A 19,760-nucleotide genomic window follows, 5' to 3' on the forward strand; every position below is an offset into this window, starting at 1 on the left:
CCTCGGGTGGTGGACGGGGGTGGGGACGGGGACGGTCGGGCGGGCGGCGTTCAGGAAGGCGTCCAGGCGCGGAACAGGCCGACGCATCCGCGGACGACCAGCTCGTGCCGCTCGAAGGGCGTGTGCAGCTGGTCGCGCAGATCGCCGAGCGAGTCGCGGTCGTTGTGGAAGACGCCCTTGCGGTTGAGGTCACGCATGAGGAAGCGCCCGGCGCGGGAGACCGGCACCCCGGAGGCGAGGACCGTGCTGCCGAACACGACGCCGCCGGGCCGCACGACCCGCGCGGCGTTGGCGAGGGCGATGCCCTTCTCCTTCAGGCTGCCGGGGATGCAGTGCAGGAGGAAGCTGAGGGCGGCCGAGTCGTAGGCGCCCTCGTCCAGCGGCAGCGGCTCCAGCGCGTTCGCCAGGACCCGCTCGGTCCGGAAGTCCGCCAGGCGCTCGGCCGTGTAGTCGAGCGTGGCGGGGTTGAGATCGACGAGCGTGATGTGCGGGTCGGGCACGGGGAACCGGCAGCGGGCGAGCAGATAGCCGGTGCCGACGCCGATCTCGGCGTGCCGGGCGCCGATGCAAGTGTCGTACAGCTGCCGGAAGTTGCGGGACGGGCAGCGCCAGCACCAGGGCGCGCTGCCGTGCATGACGAACAGGTCGTAGAACGCCAGCGCGCGTCGGTGGTAGGGGGCGTGCCCTTCGACGAGGGCCCGGTCCGCGGCCTCCCGCTCGCGGTCGTGGTCAATGCTCATCGGTGTCCTTCCGTTGGGTCCCGGCGCGGCTCCCCCGACGGGGAGAGGCCGGTGAGCAGGTCGCGAACGGCCCGCGCGGTGGTGGCGGAGTGCTCGCCGAGCAGCGTGAAGTGGTCACCGGGCGCCGGGTCCGTGCGCCGGGCGGGGGGCCAGGCGGCATGCCAGCCCTGGTCGGGGAAACCGGGCAGCGGGTCCGTCGCCCGGATGTGGAGCACGGGTGCGGCCAGGGGCTCGGGCCGCCAGTCCGCGAACAGCCGGGCGTAGCCGCCCATCGCGGTCAGGCAGGTGTCGTCCCACGGCTCCTCGGCGGGTCGCTCCCGGCTGCCGCCGCGCAGCAGCCGCCGCCCGATCTCGGCCTGGATCAGCGGCAGCGTCGCGCTGCCGGGCCAGTAGCTGTCCAGCAGCACCACGGCGAGCGGTGCGGTGCCGCCGCTCTCCAGCCGGGCGGCGACGGCGTGGGCGATCCAGCCGCCGGCGGAGTGGCCGGCGAGCACGAACGGTGCGCCGCCCGCGTGCCGTTCGACCTCGGCCGCGTGTGCCCGCGTCAGCGCGCCGAGGTCGGCCGGCAGACGTTCCTTCCCCGCGAATCCGGGGGCGGGCAGCGCCCACAGGTCGCGTTCGCCGCGCAGGGCGGCGCCCAGCCGGGCGTACTGGTGGGCACCCGAGCGGGCGGCGAACGAAGGAAAGCAGTACAGCGCCGGGCCCGCCGGGCCGCGGGAGAGGCGGACGGCCGCGGGGCCTGGCGCGGGCTCCTCCTCGGCGGTGAAGACGTCACGGAACTGGGCGGCGGCCGCCAGCAGTTGCTGGAACTCCTCGAACCTGCCGCGCCCCGCGGCCCGCAGCGCCAGCCCGCTCAGCCCGGTCCCGATCCCGACCCCGGTCCCGACTCCGCCCGCGGCGGGGGCGGCGGGGGCGACGGTGTCGAGCCCGGCGAGCAGGTGTGCGGTGAGGGCGTCCAGGGTGGGGTGTTCGAAGACGGCGGAGGCCGCGAGGGGCAGACCGGTCGCGGCGTGCAGCGCGCCGCGCAGCTCGGCCGCCGCGAGCGAGTCGAAGCCCAGCTCGGGCAGCCCGAGGCTGGCGACCACCGCCTCGGTGTTCTGGTGCCCCAGCACGGCCGCGACGTGCGCGGCCACCACATCCCGCAGGGCCGCCGCGCGCTCGGGCCCCGGGAGGGCGGCGAGGCGCTGCCGCAGCGCGTCGGCGTTCTCGGGATTCTGGGCGTTCTGGGCGTTCTGGGCGGCGAGTGGGGGGCCTTCGTCCTGACGCGGCGGCGAGGTCCTGACGGTGCCGCCGGGCCAGTAGCGTGCCCGCTGGAACGCGTACGTCGGCAGATCGGCGCGCCGCCCGCCCCAGGGCGCGAACACCGCGCGCCACTTCACGGGCACGCCCCGGGCGTGCGCCCGCGCCAGGGCCGCGACGACGCTGTCGGTCTCCGGCCGGCCGCGCCGCAGCAGCGGCACCGCGGCCCGGTCTCCCTCGCCCGCCAGGGCGTCCTGCACGAGCGAGGAGAGCCCGCCGCCAGGACCCGCCTCGATGAACGTGGTCACGCCCGCGGCCGCCATGCCCCGGATACCGTCGAGGAACCGCACGGGCCTGCGCACGTGGCGCACCCAGTACTCCGCGGAGCACACCTCGTCGGTGACGGGCGCGCCGGTCACGTTGGAGACGAGGGTGATCCGCGGCGGGCGGAACGTCAGCTCCTTCGCGATCCGGCCGAAATCTTCCAGCACGCCGTCCATGAGCGGCGAGTGGAACGCGCGGCCGACCCGCAGGCGCCTGGCCCGGTGCCCGCGCGCGGCGAGGTCATCGGCCATGGCGGCCACGGCGTCTTCCGTCCCCGAGATCACCGTCGCGGCGGGCCCGTTCACCGCGGCGACGTCCACCGCCTCCTCGCGCCCGGCGAGCAGCGCGCGCACCTCGGCCTCCCCGGCGCGCACCGCCAGCATCGCGCCGGGCGGTGTCGCGTCCATCAGCCGCCCGCGGGCCGCGACGAGCGCGGCGGCGTCCGCGGGCGACAGGACCCCGGCCACGCAGGCCGCCGTCAGCTCCCCCAGCGAGTGCCCGGCGACGGCGTCGGCCTCGACGCCCCAGGAGGCCAAGAGCCGGAACAGCGCCACGCCCACGGCGAACAGGCCGGCCTGCGTGTAGACCGTCTGGTCAAGCAGCGCGGCGCCGGGCGAGCCGCCCTCGGCGAACAGCACGTCGCGCAGCGGCCGTTCGAGATGCCCGTCGAGATGCCCGCACATCTCGTCCAGCGCGTCCGCGAACACGGGGAACGCGGCATGCAGCGCGCGCCCTGCCCCCGGCGTCTGGCTGCCCTGCCCGGGGAACAGCAGGCCGGTGCGCCCGGCCGCCGCGACGTCCCGCACCAGCCCGGCGGCGGCGCCGCCGGCGGCCAGCGCGTCGAGCCCGGTGAGAAGCTCCTCCCGCTCCCGCCCGAGGACGGCCGCGCGGTGCGGCAGGGCCCCGCGGGACAGCGCCAGGGAGTGCCCGACGTCGAGCGGGCCGAGGCCGGGCCGGTCGTCGAGGTGGGCCCGCAGCCGACGCGCCTGGGCGCGCAGCGCCGCCTCGGAGCCCGCGGAGAGCAGCCACGGCACGGGCCCGGGCGGGGGCGGAGGCCGTTCCCGCGTACGCTCCTCCGCGGGCGGTGCCTGTTCGAGGATGACGTGGGCGTTGGTGCCGCTGATGCCGAACGCGGACACGCCCGCACGCCTGGGCCGTTCCGCCTCGGGCCAGTCCGTGGGCTTCGTCAGCAGCTCGACGCCGCCGCCCGCCCAGTCGACGTGCGGCGTCGGCTCGTCCACGTGCAGCGTGCGCGGCAGCACCCCGTGCCGCATCGCCAGCACCATCTTGATCACCCCGGCCATGCCCGCGGCGGCGGCGGTGTGGCCCAGGTTCGACTTGACCGAGCCCAGCCACAGGGGCCGTTCGGCGTCGCGGTCCCGGCCGTAGGTGGCGAGCAGCGCCTGCGCCTCGATCGGATCGCCCAGCGCCGTGCCCGTGCCGTGGGCGTCGACCGCGTCGACGTCGGCCGCGGTCAGCCGGGCATTGGCCAGGGCCTGCCGGATGACGCGCTGCTGGGAGGGACCGTTCGGCGCGGCGAGGCCGTTGCTGGCGCCGTCCTGATTGGTGGCCGTGCCGCGCACCAGCGCCAGCACGGGGTGGCCGTTGCGGCGGGCGTCGGAGAGCCGTTCCAGCACGACGACGCCCACGCCTTCGCTCCACGCGGTGCCGTCGGCCGCGGCGGAGAACGCCTTGCACCGCCCGTCGGGGGCCAGGCCCCGCTGGCGGCTGAACGCGATGAACGCCTCGGGCGTGGACAGCACCGTCACCCCGCCGGCCAGCGCGAGCGAGGACTCGCCGCTGCGCAGTGACTGGCACGCCAGGTGCAGGGCGACGAGCGAGGAGGAGCACGCGGTGTCCACCGTGACGGCGGGCCCTTCGAGGCCGAAGGTGTAGGCCAGGCGGCCGGAGATGACGCTGGCCGCGTTGCCGGTGAGCGTGTAGCCCTCGGTGCTGCCCGCGGCGTCACGCACGAGCAGCGGATAGTCCTGACCGCTGGTACCGGCGAACACGCCGGTCCTGCTGCCGCGCAGCGACTCGGGCGCGATACCGGCCCGTTCGAAGGCTTCCCAGACGGTTTCGAGCAGCAGCCGCTGTTGCGGGTCCATGGCCAGCGCCTCGCGCGGGCTGATCCCGAAGAACCCGGCGTCGAACGACGCGGCGTCCGCGAGGAATCCGCCGTGGCGGGTGTAGGCCGTGCCGGGGTGGTCGGGGTCAGGGTGGTACAGCCCCTCCAGGTCCCAGCCGCGGTCGGCCGGGAACTCGCTGATCGCGTCGCCGCCGCCGTCGAGGAGCTGCCACAGGTCGTCAGGGGAGGCGATGCCGGCCGGGAAGCGGCAGGCCATGGCGACGACGGCGATCGGCTCAGCGGGATCGGCCGCCACGGGCGCCGGGGCGTCATCCGCCGGCCGGGCGCCCTGCGCCTCGGCGAGCAGGAAAGCACCGAGCGCGGCGGGGGTCGGGTGGTCGAAGACCACGGTCGCGGGGAGTTTCAGGCCGGTGGCCGCGCGGAGACGATTACGCAGCTCGACGGCGGTCAGGGAGACGAAACCCAGCTCGGTGAACGGGCGGTCCGGCGGAACGGGATCGGTGCGCCCGAGGACGGCACCGATGTGGGCGGCCACCATGTCGGAGACCAGCCGCGCCCGCTCGCCCCCGGACAGCCCGGCGAGGCGGTCGCGGAGCGGCGAAGCCGCGGGGTCCGCCTCCTCCTCGGGCGCGTCGGCCGGAACGGTGTCCACCCAGTAGTGGCGGCGCTGGAAGGCGTAGGTCGGCAGGTCGATATGGCAATGCCCCTCAAAAAGCCGCCCCCACTCCACCCGCACCCCATGCACCCACGCCTCACCCACCGACCTCAAAAATCGCCCCAACCCACCCTCACCACGCCGCAGAGACCCGATTGCCACCCCATCCTCAAACCCCGGCACCAACACCGGATGCCCACTGCACTCGATGAACACCGCATCCCCCAACCCCCGCACCACCTCATCGAACCGCACCCGCTCACGCAAATTCGTAAACCAATACTCCGCATCCAACCCCGCCGTATCAAACAACCCACCCGTCACCGACGAATAAAACGGCACCCGACCCGACCCCGGCACCAACCCCGCAAGGTCTTCGAGAATCTGATCGCGGATCGCATCCACCTGAGCCGAATGCGACGCATAATCCACCGGAACCCGCCGCCCACCCAGCTCCTCAAGAGCCGACACGTCTCCCGACACCACCGTCGACGCCGGGCCGTTCACCGCCGCCACCGACACCCGACCCCCAAACCGCCCAATCAACTCCTCGACATCCGCCACCGGCAGCTGAAGGGACACCATCCCCCCACCACCCGCAAGCCCACGCGCGATCGCCCGAGACCGCAACGCCACCACCCGCGCACCATCCGCCAACGACAAACCACCCGCCACCACCGCCGCCGCAATCTCCCCCTGACTATGACCCACCACCGCAGCAGGCACCACACCCAACGACTCCCACAACCCCGCCAACGCCACCATCACCCCCCACAACACCGGCTGCACCACATCCACCCGCTCCAGCCACCCCTCACCCCCACCCAACAACACCTCAACCAACGACCACCCCACCAACGGCTCCAACACCTCAGAACACTCCAACAACCGCGAACGAAACACCTCCGACTCCCCCCACAACTCCACACCCATCCCCACCCACTGCGACCCCTGACCAGGAAACACAAACACCGGCCGATCAGACCCCACCACCACCGACCCAACCAACGGCTCCCCCAACCCCCGCAATAACTCCTCCCGCGACCGACCCACCACCACCGCCCGATGCCCAAACACCGAACGACCCGACACCAAACCCAACCCCACCTCACCCACACCCCACCCCTCACACCCCACCACCGCATCACGCAACCGCCCCACCTGACCCCACAACGCCCCCACCGAACGACCCGACACCACCCACGGCACCCAACCACCCACAACGGAAACAGAACCCGACTCAGAAACCGGCGCCTCCTCCACCACCACATGCGCATTCGTCCCACTGGCTCCGAACGAAGAGACGGCGGCACGGCGGGGGCGGTCGGTCTCCGGCCAGTCCCTGGCCCGCGTGAGCAGTTCGACGGAGCCGGAGGACCAGTCGACGTGCGGCGTCGGCTCGTCCACGTGCAGCGTGCGCGGCAGCACCCCGTGCCGCAGCGCCAGCACCGTCTTGATGATGCCCGCGGCGCCCGCGGCGGCCTGGGTGTGGCCGATGTTCGACTTGACCGAGCCAAGCCACAACGGCCGTCCCGTGGGCCGTTCCTGGCCGTACGTCGCCAGCAGCGCCTGCGCCTCGATCGGGTCGCCGAGCGACGTGCCCGTCCCGTGCGCCTCCAGCAGGTCGATGTCGGCGGCGGTGAGTCCGGCGTCGGCCAGGGCCTGACGGATGACGCGCTGCTGCGAGGGGCCGTTCGGCGCGGTCAGCCCGTTCGACGCGCCGTCCTGGTTCACCGCCGAGCCCCGCACCACCGCAAGCACCGGATGCCCGTTCCGCCGCGCGTCCGAGAGGCGTTCGACGAGGAGGACGCCCACGCCCTCCCCCCAGCCGGTGCCGTCCGCCGAGGCGGCGAACGCCTTGCACCGCCCGTCGGGGGCCAGCCCGCGCTGGCGGCTGAACTCCACGAACATGCCGGGTGAGGCCATGACGGCGGCCCCGCCCGCGAGTGCCATGGTGCACTCGCCGTTGCGCAGCGACTGCGCGGCCAGGTGCAGCGCCACCAGCGACGAGGAACACGCCGTGTCCACCGTCACCGCCGGCCCTTCCAGGCCGAACACGTAGGCCAGGCGGCCGGAGATGACGCTCGCGGCGCCGCCGGTCAGGAGGTAGCCCTCGAAGTTGTCCGTGGCCCGCTGCATGAGCGCCGCGTATTCCTGGTGGCCGGTGCCGACGAACACGCCGGTGCGGCTGCCGCGCAGGGTGTCCGGGACGATCCCGGCCCGTTCGAACGCCTCCCACGACGTCTCCAGCAGCAACCGCTGCTGCGGGTCCATGGCGAGGGCTTCACGCGGGCCGATGCCGAAGAACCCGGCGTCGAAGCGGGCGACGCCGTCGAGGAAGCCGCCCTCCCGCCCGTAGGTCCTGCCCCGCCGGTCGGGGTCGGGGTCGTACAGGTTGTCGAGGTCCCAGCCGCGGTCGTCGGGGAAGGGGCCGACGGCGTCGCCGCCGGAGTCGATCAGCCGCCACAGCCCCTCGGGGGAGTCGGCGCCGCCGGGGAAGCGGCAGGACATCCCGACGATGGCGATGGGCTCGTGGTCGGCGGCCTCCTTCTGGTTCAGGCGCAGGCGGGTCTCGTGCAGGTCGGCGGTGACCCGCTTCAGGAAGTAGCGGAGCTTGTCCTCTGTGTCTTCTGTGGCCACGTCGGCCCACCCCTTCAGGAGATGCCGAGTTCCTTTTCGATGAAGTCGAAGACTTCATCGTCGGCGGCCGAAGCGAGGCCGTCGGCGCGTGCGGTGTCGCCGGCCGGGCTGTCGTCGCAGCGGTCCGCGAGGGCCCGCAGGCGGGCCGCGACCCCGGCGCGGTCGGCCGCTTCGGGCGCGAGGTCGGACAGGGCCGCTTCCAGCCGGTCGAGTTCGGCGAGCACGGGACTCGTCGAGCCGGTCTCGTCCCCGCGTGCCCCGGGCAGTTCGGCGAGCAGGTGGCGGGCCAGGGCGGTCGAGGTCGGATGGTCGAATACGAGGGTCACGGGCAGCCGCAGCCCCGTGGCCGTGGTGAGGCGATTGCGCAGTTCGACGGCCGTCAGCGAGTCGAAGCCGAGGTCGTCGAACGCCCGCTCGGGTGCGACGGTGGCGGCTCCGCCGTGGCCGAGAACGTGGGCGACCTGTCCGCGGACGAAGTCGAGGGCGGCTCGTTCCTGCTCGGCGGGCGGCAGGCCGGCGATGCGCCGGGCGAGGTCCGCGCCGGGGGCCGCCCGGTTCGGCGCGGCGGCGAGGAGGCCGCGCAGCAGCGGCGGCGGATCGTCGGGGGCCCGGTGGAGCGCGGCGAGGTTCAGCCGGACGGGCAGCGGGTTCCGTTCCGTGCCGGTCGTGGCGGCGTCGAACAGCGCGAGCGCCTCGTCGGTCGCCAGCGGCACCACGCCGGTGCGGCGCATGCGGGCCTGCGCGGCACCGCCGAGCGCGGCGGCCATGCCCGCGCCGCCCGCCCACGGGCCCCAGGCCAGGGACGTGCCCGGCAGTCCGAGTGCGTCGCGGTGGCGGGCCAGCGCGTCGAGGAACGCGTTCGCCGCCGCGTAGTTGCCCTGGCCCGCGCCGCCCAGGGTGGCGGCGGCGGAGGAGAACAGCACGAACGCGGTCAGGGAGGCGTCGCGGGTGAGTTCGTGCAGGTGCCAGGCGGCGTCCGCCTTGGCGCGCAGCACCGTGTCGACGCGCTCCGGGGTCAGCGTTTCGAGCACGCCGTCGTCGACGGCGCCCGCGGCGTGCACGACGGCGGTCAGCGGGTGCGCGGCGGGCACGGCGGCCAGCACCTTCGCCAGGGTTTCCCGGTCGGCGACGTCGCACGCCTCGATGGTGACGCGGGCGCCGGCCGCGGTGAGGTCGGCGCGCAGTGCGTCGGCGCCCTCGGCGTCGGGCCCACGGCGGCTGACGAGCAGCAGGTGCCGCGTGCCGTGCACGGTGGCCAGGTGCCGGGCGACGGCGGCGCCGAGGGCGCCGGTGCCGCCGGTGATGAGGACGGTGCCGTCCGTGCGCGGCGGCGGCGCGTTCCCTTCCTGCCGCCCGGCGCGCACGAGGCGCGGCACGAGCAACCGGCCCCCGCGCAGGGCCAGTTGCGGCTCGTCGGCGGGGACGGCGGGGAGGGCGTCGTCGAGGTCGTCGAGGTCGTCGAGGTCGAGCAGCCCGAAGCGGCCGGGGTGCTCGGCCTGCGCGGCCCGCAGCAGGCCCCACAGCGGCGCACGGTTCAGGTCGGTCACGTCCTCGCCGGGTGCGGTGGAGACGGCGCGGCGGGTCACGAACACCAGGCGGGAGGCGGCGAACCGTTCCTCGTCGAGCCAGGCCCGCAGCGCGGTGAGGGTCCGGTCGACAGCTTCCCGGACGGCCTCGGGGCGGAAGGGCTGTGCGGGCGCGGCGTCCGCGAGGAAGACGGTGCCGGGCACGGGGGTGCCGGACCGGGCGGCGGCGGCGAGTGCCGCGAGATCCGGGTACGTGTCCGGCTTCCGGTCGGAGCCGACGACGGCGAACGTGCCGGTGTCCTCGGGTCCCGCCGACGGCTCCCAGCGCACGCGGAACAGTGCGTCGTGGTGTCCCCCGCGCGCCGCGCGCAGCTGTTCCGGCGACACGGGGCGGGCCAGCAGCGCGTCCACGGACGCGACGGGGGCGCCGGTGTCGTCGGTCACCGTCAGGGACCTGGCCCCGGGTCCTGCCGGGGCGAGCCGGACGCGGAGCGCGGCGGGGCCCGCGGCGCGCACGGTGACGCCGCGCCAGGCGAAGGGCAGCAGGACCTGCCCGCCGGTGTTCCCCACGAGGCCCGCGTGCAGGGCCGCGTCGAGCAGGGCGGGGTGCACGCCGAACGTGCCGGCCGCGGTCCGCGCCTCCGCGGGGACGGCGGCTTCGGCGAACACCTCCTCGCCGCGCCGCCACACGGCCCGCAGGCCGCGGAAGGCGGGCCCGTAGGCGAAGCCGTGCCCGGCCACTTCGGCATAGAAGCCGTCGATGCCGACGGGTTCCGCGCCGGCCGGTGGCCACTCGGCGGCCGGTGCCGGTGCCGGTTCCTGTGCCGTGTCCGTGTCCGGCCTGGTGCCGGGGGCCAGCACGCCGTCCGCGTGCCGCGTCCACGGCTGCCCCGGGTCGGCGTCGTCGGGCCGGGAGTGGAGGGTGAGGGTCCGGCGGCCGGTGTCGTCGGCGGCGCCGACGGTCACCTGGACGCGGGTGCCGCGGCTTCCCGCGAGGATCAGCGGGGCTTCCTGGGTCAGCTCCTCGATGCCGCCGCAGCCCACCAGGCGGGCGGCGTGCGCGGCGAGTTCGAGGTAGGCGGTGCCTGGTACCACGACGGTGCCGAGCACGACGTGGTCGGCGAGCCAGGGGTGGGTCCGCGTCGACAGCCGCCCGGTGAGGACGAGTCCGTCGCCATCGGCGGTGCTGACCGCGGCGCCCAGCAGGGGGTGCCCCGCCGCGTCCAGGCCCAGGGCGGTGGCGCCCGCGGTGGCCGCCGCGGGCGCCGGCCAGTGCCGCTGCCCCTGGAAGGCGTAGGTGGGCAGGTCGACGGGGCACCCGCCGCGCGGGCCGTGGAAGGCCCGCCAGTCGACGGGAACCCCCCTGGTGTGGGCGCGCGCCACGGCGGCGACGGCCGTGGCGGGCTCGGGCCGGTTCCGGCGGAGCAGGGGCAGGGCGACGGCGGCGGGTTCGCGGGCGGCGAGCGCGTCGTGAACGAGGGCGTCGTGAACGAGGGCGGACAGCACACCGGCCGGGCCGAGTTCGAGGTAGGTGGTGACGCCCTGGTCGGCGAGGTGGCGCAGGCCGTCGTGGAAGCGCACCGGACGGCGGACGTGCTGTGCCCAGTACTCGGGGGAACGGGCCTGTTCCCCGGTGAGGGGGCGGCCGGTGACGTTCGATACGAGGGGGATCGCGGGTTCGTGCGGCGTCAGGCGGGCGAGGGTGTCGCGGAACGGCTGGAGCATGCCGTCCATGTGCGGGGAGTGGAAGGCGTGGCTGACACGCAGGCGCCTGGTGCGGCGGCCCAGGGCCTCCAGCCGGCCGGCGAGGGCGAGGACGGTGTCCTCGTCGCCCGAGATCACCACGGTCCGCGGGCCGTTGACGGCGGCGATGCCCGCCCGGTCGGTGTGCCCTTCGAGGAGGTCGAGCACTTCGGCCTCCCCCGCCTGGAGGGACACCATGAGCCCGCCGGCCGGGCAGGCCCGCATCAGCCGCCCGCGCGCGGTCACGGCGGTGACGGCGTCGTCCAGCGAGAAGACCCCGGCGGCGTGGGCGGCGGCGAGTTCGCCGACGGAGTGGCCGAGCAGGAAGTCGGGGCGCAGGCCCCAGGATTCGGCGAGCCGGAACAGCGCCACCTCCAGTGCGAAGAGGGCGGCCTGGGTGAACGCGGTGTCGTGGAGGAGGCGGGCGGGCGCCTCGTTCTCGCGGGCGAACATGATGTCGCGGACCCGCTGCCCGATGTGGTCGCTCAGCGCCTCGCACACCTCGTCGAGTGCGTCGGCGAACACCGGGTAGTGGGCGTGCAGTTCGCGGCCGGCGCCGGGGCGCTGCGCGCCCTGGCCGGTGAACAGGAAGCCGGTTCTGCCGGGCCGGGGGGCGGTGTCCCGGACGGTGTGCCGCGCGTCCTCGCCGCGGGCGAGCGCGTCGAGTCCGGCGAGCAGGTCGGCGCGGTGCGTGCCGACCACCGCGGCGCGGTGCTCCAGGGCGGCGCGCGTGGTCGCGGTGGCGCGGGCCACGTCGCGCGGGTGCCACTCCGGGTGGGCGGCCACGGCGTCGCGCAGCCGCGCGGCCTGCGCGGGCAGGGCCGCGGCGTCGGCGGCGGACACCAGCCAGGGCAGGGGAACGGCCGCGGCCCCGGCTTCCGCGGCGCCGTCCGCGGGAGGTGGGTCGGCTCCCGGGTGTTCGAGGACGAGGTGGGCGTTCGTCCCGCTGATCCCGAAGGAGGAGACGGCGGCGCGGCGCGGGCGGCCGGTGTCCGGCCAGTCCACCGCCTCGGTGAGCAGTTCGACGGCGCCGGAGGACCAGTCGGCGTGCGGCGTCGGCTCGTCCACGTGCAGCGTGCGCGGCAGCACCCCGTGCCGCATCGCCAGCACCATCTTGATCACCCCGGCGGCGCCGGCGGCGAGCTGGGTGTGGCCGATGTTCGACTTCACCGAGCCCAGCCACAACGGCCGTTCCGCGGTCCTGTCCTGGCCGTAGGTCGCCAGCAGCGCCTGCGCCTCGATCGGATCGCCGAGCGACGTGCCCGTGCCGTGCGCCTCCACCGCGTCGACCAGTCCGGCCGACAGCCGGGCGTCGGCGAGGGCGTCCAGGATGACGCGCTGCTGCGCGGGGCCGCTGGGGGCGGTGAGCCCGTTGGACGCGCCGTCCTGGTTCACCGCGGAGCCGCGCACCACCGCGAGCACCGGGTGCCCGTTACGCCGCGCGTCAGAAAGCCGCTCCACGAGCAGCACCCCGGCGCCCTCGCCCCAGGCGGTGCCGTCGGCCGCGGCGGAGAACGCCTTGCACCGCCCGTCGGGGGCCAGGCCGCGCTGGCGGCTGAACTCCACGAACATGTGGGGCGCGGCCATGACGGCGGCCCCACCGGCCAGGGCCATGGTGCACTCGCCGCGGCGCAGCGCCTGGCAGGCCAGGTGCAGCGCCACCAGCGACGAGGAGCAGGCGGTGTCGACCGTGACGGCCGGGCCTTCCAGGCCGAACACGTAGGCCAGGCGGCCCGAGGCGACGCTGACGGTGGTGCCCGTCAGCAGGTAGCCTTCCGCACCCTCGGCGTGCTGCCCGGCGCTTTCGTAGCCGAGCGGGGCGGCGCCGACGAACACGCCGGTGCGGCTGCCGCGGACCGAGCGGGGGTCGAGCCCGGCGCGTTCGAACACCTCCCAGGTGGTTTCCAGCAGCAGCCGCTGCTGCGGGTCCATCGCCAGCGCCTCGCGCGGGCTGATCCCGAAGAACGCGTGGTCGAAACGGTCGGCGCCCGCGATGAACGCCCCGTGCCGCACGTAGCTTTTGCCCGGCCGGTCCGGGTCGGGGTCGAACAGGTCGTCGAGGTCCCAGCCGCGGTCCTCGGGGAAGGGGCCCACGGCGTCGCCGCCCGAGGCCAGCAGCCGCCAGAAGTCCTCGGGGGAGTCGGCGCCGCCGGGGAAGCGGCAGGCCATGCCCACGATCGCGACGGGCTCCCGCCAGGCGTCTTCGAGTTTCCGGTTGGCCTGCCGCAGTCGTTCGGTCTCCTTCAGCGACGCGCGCAGCGCGTCGAGAAGCTGTTCCTGGGATGCCGCCATCGTCGTCTCCGCACTTCCGGCGCGTTCAGAGGTCTGTGGTGTCGAGGGCCATGCCGATCAGTGCGTCGGCGTCCATGGCGTCGATGTCGTGAGGCCCGCGCGCCCCGTCGCCGCCGTCGCCTCCGCTGCCGTCACCGCCGGGCCAGGGCCGGGGGTCGCGGTCGCGGTCGTGGCCCGCGAGTTCGAGGAGGGTGTCGACGAGGCCCGCCTGCCGGAGCCGGGTCAGCGGGATGGCGGCCAGGGCCGACCTGACCCGGTCCTCATCCTGCGCCGGTCGGCCGGGCGCGGGGCCCGGGGTGAGCCGGGACCGCAGGTGGGCGGCGAGCGCGGCCGGGGTGGGGTGGTCGAAGACGACGGTGGCCGCGAGGCGGAGGCCGGTCACGGTGTTCAGGCGATTGCGCAGTTCGACGGCGGTCAACGAGTCGAAACCGAGGGCGCGGAACGCCTGGCCGGTGCGGATGTCGTCCGGCGTGGCATGCCCGAGGACGGTCGCGGCGTGGGTGCAGACCACGTCGAGGAGCAGGCCGTCCCGTTCGGCCTCGGTCAGCGGCGCGAGCCGCGCCGCGAGGGCCTGCTCCCCCTGACCGTCGCCGGCCGCGCCCGCCACCCGCCGGGCGGGGGCGCCGCCGAGGCCACGGAGCAGCGCGGGCACGGGCCCCGGCAGCGCCGCCGGGTCGAGCCGGAACGCCAGCAGGTGCGGGCGCTCCGCGGCGAGGGAGGCGGCGAACAGCGCGAGTCCTTCCTCGTCGGACAGCGGGGTGACGCCCGCCCTGCGCATCCGCGTCAGGTCGCCCGCGTCCAGGTGCCCGGTCATGCCGCTGGCCCGTGCCCAGAGGCCCCAGCCCACGGAGAGGCCGGGCAGTCCGCGGGCGCGGCGGTGCGCGGCGAGGGCGTCGAGGAACGCGTTCGCCGCCGCGTAGTTGGCCTGCCCGGCGCCGCCGAGGGTGGCCGTGGCGGACGAGAACAGCACGAACATCCTCAGGTCGGCGTCGGCGGTCAGCTCGTGCAGGTGCCACGCCGCGCGGATCTTCGGCCGCAGCACGGCGTCGACCTGCCGCGGGGTCAGGGCGGCCAGCACGCCGTCGTCGAGGACCCCGGCCGCGTGGATCACCCCGGTCAGCGGGTGCGCCGCGGGGATACCGCGGAGGGCCGCGGCCAGCTCGTCGCGGTCGGACGCGTCGCAGGCGGCGACCGTCACCCGGGCGCCGAGCGCGGCCAGTTCGTCGACAAGTCGCTTCGCGCCGGGCGCGTCCGCGCCCCGGCGGCTGGTCAGCAGCAGGTGCCGCACGCCGTGGACGGCCACCAGTTCGCGGGCGACCAGGGTGCCGAGCACGCCGGTGCCGCCCGTGACGAGGACGGTCCCCTGCGGGTCGGGCCGGTCGGGCGGCACGGTCAGCACGACCTTGCCGACGTGCCGGGCCTGGCCGATGAAGCGGAACGCGTCGGGGGCGGCCCGCACGTCCCAGGTGGCCGCGGGCAGCGGCGCGAGGACGCCGCGTGCGAACAGGTCCTTCAGGTCGGCCAGCATCCGTCCGATGCGTTCGGGACCGGCGTCGATGAGGTCGAACGCCTCGTAGGAGATCCGCGGATGCTTCGCCACCACCTCCGCCGCGTCCCTGATGTCGGTCTTGCCCATTTCGACGAACCGGCCGCCGGGGGCCAGCAGGCGCAGCGACGCGTCGACGTACTCCTGGGCGAGCGAGTTGAGGACGACATCGACGCCGCGCCCCCCGGTGCCGTCGCGGAACCGCTCCTCGAAGCCGAGGTCGCGGGAGGACGCGATCCGTTCCCCGGGGATGCCCATGGCGCGCAGCGTGTCCCATTTGGCGGGACCGGCCGTCGCGTAGACCTCGGCCCCGAGGTGGCGGGCGAGCTGGACGGCGGCCATGCCGACGCCGCCGGTCGCCGCGTGGACCAGGACCCGGTCGCCCGGCCGGACGGCGGCGAGGTCGACCAGGCCGTAGAAGGCGGTGAGGAACGCGATCGGCACGGTCGCGCCTTCGGTGAACGACCAGCCGTCGGGCAGCGGGGTGAGCAGCCGCTCGTCGGCCACGGCGACCGGGCCGAACGAGGCGGGCACCATGCCCATCACCCGGTCGCCCGGCGCGAGGCCGGTGACGCCGGGGCCGGTCTGGAGGACGACGCCGCCGACCTCGCCGCCCATGACGTCCTGGTCGACCATGCCCAGCGCGAGCAGCACGTCGCGGAAGTTGACGCCCGCGGAGCGCACCGCGATCCGCACCTGGCCTGGCTTCAGCGGCTCGTCGGCCGCGGGGGCGGGCAGCAGCGCGATGTTCTCCAGCGTGCCCTTGCTGGTGACGTCCAGGCGCCAACCGCCGCCGTCCGGCGGCGGTTGGAGGACGCGGCGGGCGTCCGCGCGGGCCAGCCTGGGGACGAGCACCTCCGCGCCGCGGACGGCGAGTTGCGGCTCGTCGGCCGCGAGGGCGCGGGCCAGGAGCTCGCGGGAGGCGGGCCGGGCGGCGGGGTCGAGGTCGAGCAGCGTGATCCGGCCGGGGTTCTCCGTCTGCGCGGAGCGGACCAGGCCCACGACGGCGGCGTGCACCAGGTCGTGCACGGGCTCGCCCGGCGCCGCGGCCACGGCGCCGCGGGTGACCACGACGAGGCGGGTTCCGGCGAGCCGCTCGTCGGCGAGCCGGTCCCGCATGACGGCCAGCGCCCGGTGGGTGGCGCCGCACGCCGCCTCGGCCACGGTGCCCGTGCCCGTGCCCGTGCCCGACGGTGGCGGCAGGAACGGCAGGAACAGCACGTCTGGCGCCGGGACTTCGGCCGCGGGGGCCGCCGGGTCCCAGCGGGCGGCGCCGAGGCCGAGGGTGTCCTCGTCCGCCACCGCCCACCGCCCCGCCGGGGGGTCGTCCGGCAGGGCCGCGGGGGCCCAGTCGACGTGCCACAGCGGGCCGCGGGCCGCCGTGAGCTGGTCGCGGGTCACCGGCCGGCTCGCCAGCGAGGCGACGGTGGCGACGGGCGCGCCGGAGGTGTCGGCCACCGCCACCTCGACCGCGTCCCGGCCGACGGGAGTCAGCCGCGCGCGCAGCGCCGTGGCGCCGGTGGCGTGCAGGGCCACGCCGGTGAAGGAGAACGGCAGGGCGACCCGGCCCGGGTGCGAGAGCGCCGCCGCGTGCAGCACCGCGTCGAACAGCGCCGGGTGCAGGCCGAACCCTTCGGCGCCGACGCCCTGTTCACCCGGGCCGCCCTGTCCGTTCCGGCCCTCCTGGCCGTCCGGCAGGCGGACCTCGGCGTAGATCTCCGTTCCGCGCCGCCACACCGCGCGCAGGCCGCGGAACCCGGGCCCGTAGTCCAGGCCGTCCGCGGCCAGCCGCTCGTACAGCCCGTCGACGGGCACCGGCTCGGCGCCGTCGGGTGGCCAGACGGCCGGCGCCCAGGCGGGCCGCGGGTCGCGTTCCGCCGCTGGCCGGCGCGCGGCGACGGCCAGGACGCCGGTGGCGTGCCGGGTCCAGGGCGCGTCGACCGCGTCGGCCGCGTCGTCCGGGCGCGCATACAGCGTCAGTTCGCGGCGGCCGTGCGCGTCGGGGGCGCCGACGGCCGCCTGGAGCTGCATGCCGCCCGCCTCGGGAACGACCAGCGGCGTCCGCAGCGTCAGCTCCTCGACGAGGTCGCACCCGGCGTGGTCGCCCGCGTGCACGGCGAGTTCGGCCAGTGCCACGCCCGGCACCGGCAGGCTGCCGAAGACGCGGTGGCCGGTCAGCCACGGGTGCGTGGCGGTGGACAGCCGCCCGGTGAGGACGAGTGCGTCGTCCCCTGCCAGCGGAACGGCGGCGCGCAGCAGCGGGTGCGGCGCCGGGCGCAGCCCGAGGGACGCCGCGTCCGCCGCCGCGGCGCCGGTGTCCTCAAGCCAGTAGCGGCGGCGCCGGAAGGCGTAGGTGGGCAGGTCGACGCGGCGGCGGCCGGTGAACGCCCGCCGCCAGTCGACGAAGACGCCGTTCGTCCACGCCTCCCCCGCGGAGGTCAGGAAGCGCCGCGGGCCGCCCTCGTCGCGGCGCAGCGACCCGACGGCCGCGGCGTCCTCGATGCCGACCGTCAGCACCGGGTGCGGGCTGCACTCGACGAAGACCCGGTCGGCGAGGTCCCGCACCACCGTGTCGAAGCGGACGGGCTGCCGCAGGTTCCGGTACCAGTAGGCGGCGTCGAGCCCGGTGGTGTCCAGGAGGCCGCCGGTGACCGTCGAGTGGAACGGCACGGCGCCGGCGCGCGGCGCGATGCCGGACAGGTCGTTCAGGATGCGCTGCCTGAGACGTTCCACGTGCGGCGAGTGCGAGGCGTAGTCGACGGGAATCCGCCGGGCGCCGAGGTCCGTGGCCACCAACTCCTCGACGGCGTCGCGGTCGCCGGAGACGACGGTGGAGCGCGGCCCGTTGAGGGCGGCCACCGACAGCCTGCCGCCCCAGCGTTCGATCCCGGCCTCGGTCTCCTCGCGCGACAGCGGCACCGAGGCCATGCCGCCGTCACCGGTGATGTCCTTCAGCGCCAGGGAGCGCAGCGCGACGACCCGGGCGGCGTCGTCGAGCGACAGGGCCCCGGCGACGCAGGCGGCGGCGATCTCGCCCTGCGAGTGGCCGGCCACGGCGGACGGCTCGACGCCGAGGGAGCGCCACTGGGCGGCGAGCGCGACCATGACGGCGAACAGGGCGGGCTGCACCACGTCGACGCGGCTCAGCTCGCCGCGCCCGCGCAGCACGTCGATCAGCGACCAGTCGGTGAACGGCGCGAGCGCGTCGGCGCAGGCCGTCAGCGCCTCGCGGAACACCCGGCTGTGGTCCAGGAGTTCCACGGCCATGCCGGGCCACTGCGAGCCCTGTCCGGGGAAGACGAACACCGGCAGCCGGGGGCGGCTCCCGCCGGCCGGCGCGTCGAGGGCGTCCAGCAGCTCGGCGCGGTCCGCGCCGACGGCGACGACGCGGTGCTCGAACGGCGAGCGGCCCGCCGCCAGCGACCAGCCCACGTCGGCCGGGTCCCACTCCGGGTGCGCCTGAACGGCCGCCCGCAGCCGCGTGACCTGGGCGTCCAGGGCGGCGGCCGACCGCGCCGACACCACCCACGGTACGGCCCCGCGTTCCGGCCCCGGTGTCACGGCGGCGGGCTCCTCGGGCGGCGCCTGTTCCAGGACGACGTGCGCGTTGGTGCCGCTCACGCCGAAGGAGGAGACGGCGGCGCGGCGCGGGCGGCCGGTGTCCGGCCAGTCCACCGCCTCGGTGAGCAGGCGCACGTCGCCGGAGGACCAGTCGACGTGCGGCGTCGGCTCGTCCACGTGCAGCGTGCGCGGCAGCACCCCGTGCCGCAGCGCCAGCACCATCTTGATCACCCCGGCGGCGCCCGCGGCGGCCTGGGTGTGGCCGATGTTCGACTTCACCGAGCCCAGCCACAACGGCCGCCCCGCGGGCCGGTCCCGGCCGTAGGCCGCCAGCAGCGCCTGCGCCTCGATCGGATCGCCAAGCGACGTGCCCGTCCCGTGCGCCTCCACCGCGTCGACGAGGTCGGGGGCGAGCCCCGCATCGTCCAGCGCCTGCCGGATCACGCGCGCCTGCGAGGGGCCGTTCGGCGCGGACAGGCCGCTGCTCGCCCCGTCCTGGTTGACGGCGGAGCCGCGCACCACCGCGAGCACCGGATGCCCGTTCCGCCGCGCGTCAGAAAGCCGTTCGAGCAGCAGCATCCCGACGCCCTCGCCCCAGCCGGTGCCGTCGGCCGCCGCGGCGAAGGACTTGCACCGGCCGTCGCGGGCCAGGCCGCGCTGGCGGCTGAACTCGATCAGGCCGCTGGGCGTCACCATCACGGTGACGCCGCCGGCCAGCGCCATGGTGCAGTCCCCGCGGCGCAGCGCCCCCGCCGCCAGGTGCAGCGCCACGAGCGAGGACGAGCAGGCCGTGTCCACGGTGACGGCCGGGCCCTCAAGGCCGAGGGCGTAGGCGATGCGCCCGGAGGCGACGCTGCCCGCGTTGCCCGCGCCGAGGAAACCGGCGACGGGCTCGGGCACCGCGGACAGGCGGGCGGCGTACTCGTGGTACATGAGCCCGGCGTAGACCCCGACGCGCTCGCCCCGCACCGACGCCGGGGCGATGCCCGCGCGTTCCATGGCCTCCCAGGACGCTTCGAGCAGCAGCCGCTGCTGCGGGTCCATGGCCAGCGCCTCGCGCGGGCTGATGTCGAAGAACGCCGCGTCGAAGCGGTCGGCGCCGTCGATGTATCCGCCGACCCGCACGTAGGAGGTGCCGGTCCTTTCCCCGTCGGGGTCGTAGAACGCGTCGGGCCAGCCGCGGTCCGCGGGCGGCTCGCCGATGGCGTCGGTGCCGTCCGCGACCAGCCGCCACAGGTCGTCCGGCGTGCTGACGCCGCCGGGGAGACGGCAGGCCATGCCGATGACGGCGACGGGCTCGCGGTCGGCCTCCTCCAGTTCGCGCACGCGCCGCCGGGTCGCGGTCAGTTCTGCGGTCGCCCACCGGAGGTGCTCGCGCAGCTTGTCTTCGTTTGCCACTTGAGCC

Annotated in this window: 3 protein-coding genes and 1 pseudogene; all 4 read right to left on the reverse strand. The window is 75.9% G+C overall.

All coding sequences use genetic code 11. The annotated features are described in order from the left end of the window. Window positions 1–50: 50 nt before the first annotated feature. Entirely contained in the window at window positions 51–740 is a 690-nt protein-coding gene (locus RM779_RS28300; RefSeq protein ID WP_311620616.1) for a class I SAM-dependent methyltransferase, read from the reverse strand. Further along, complete coding sequence (locus RM779_RS28305) at window positions 737–7,687, reverse strand: type I polyketide synthase (RefSeq protein ID WP_311620617.1); 6,951 nt, start codon at window positions 7,685–7,687, stop codon at window positions 737–739. The genes RM779_RS28300 and RM779_RS28305 overlap by 4 nt, the downstream gene beginning before the upstream one ends. Before the next feature lie 14 nt (window positions 7,688–7,701). Next, window positions 7,702–13,248: an SDR family NAD(P)-dependent oxidoreductase gene (locus RM779_RS28310; RefSeq protein ID WP_311620618.1), complete on the reverse strand. Its 5,547-nt coding sequence runs from the start codon at window positions 13,246–13,248 to the stop codon at window positions 7,702–7,704. Window positions 13,249–13,273: 25 nt separating this feature from the next. Further along, window positions 13,274–19,744, reverse strand: a pseudogene (locus tag RM779_RS28315) (SDR family NAD(P)-dependent oxidoreductase); the annotation flags it as partial. Window positions 19,745–19,760: the final 16 nt, after the last annotated feature.

The organism is Streptomyces johnsoniae, assembly GCF_031845565.1.
Classification (GTDB): Bacteria; Actinomycetota; Actinomycetes; order Streptomycetales; family Streptomycetaceae; genus Streptomyces; species Streptomyces johnsoniae.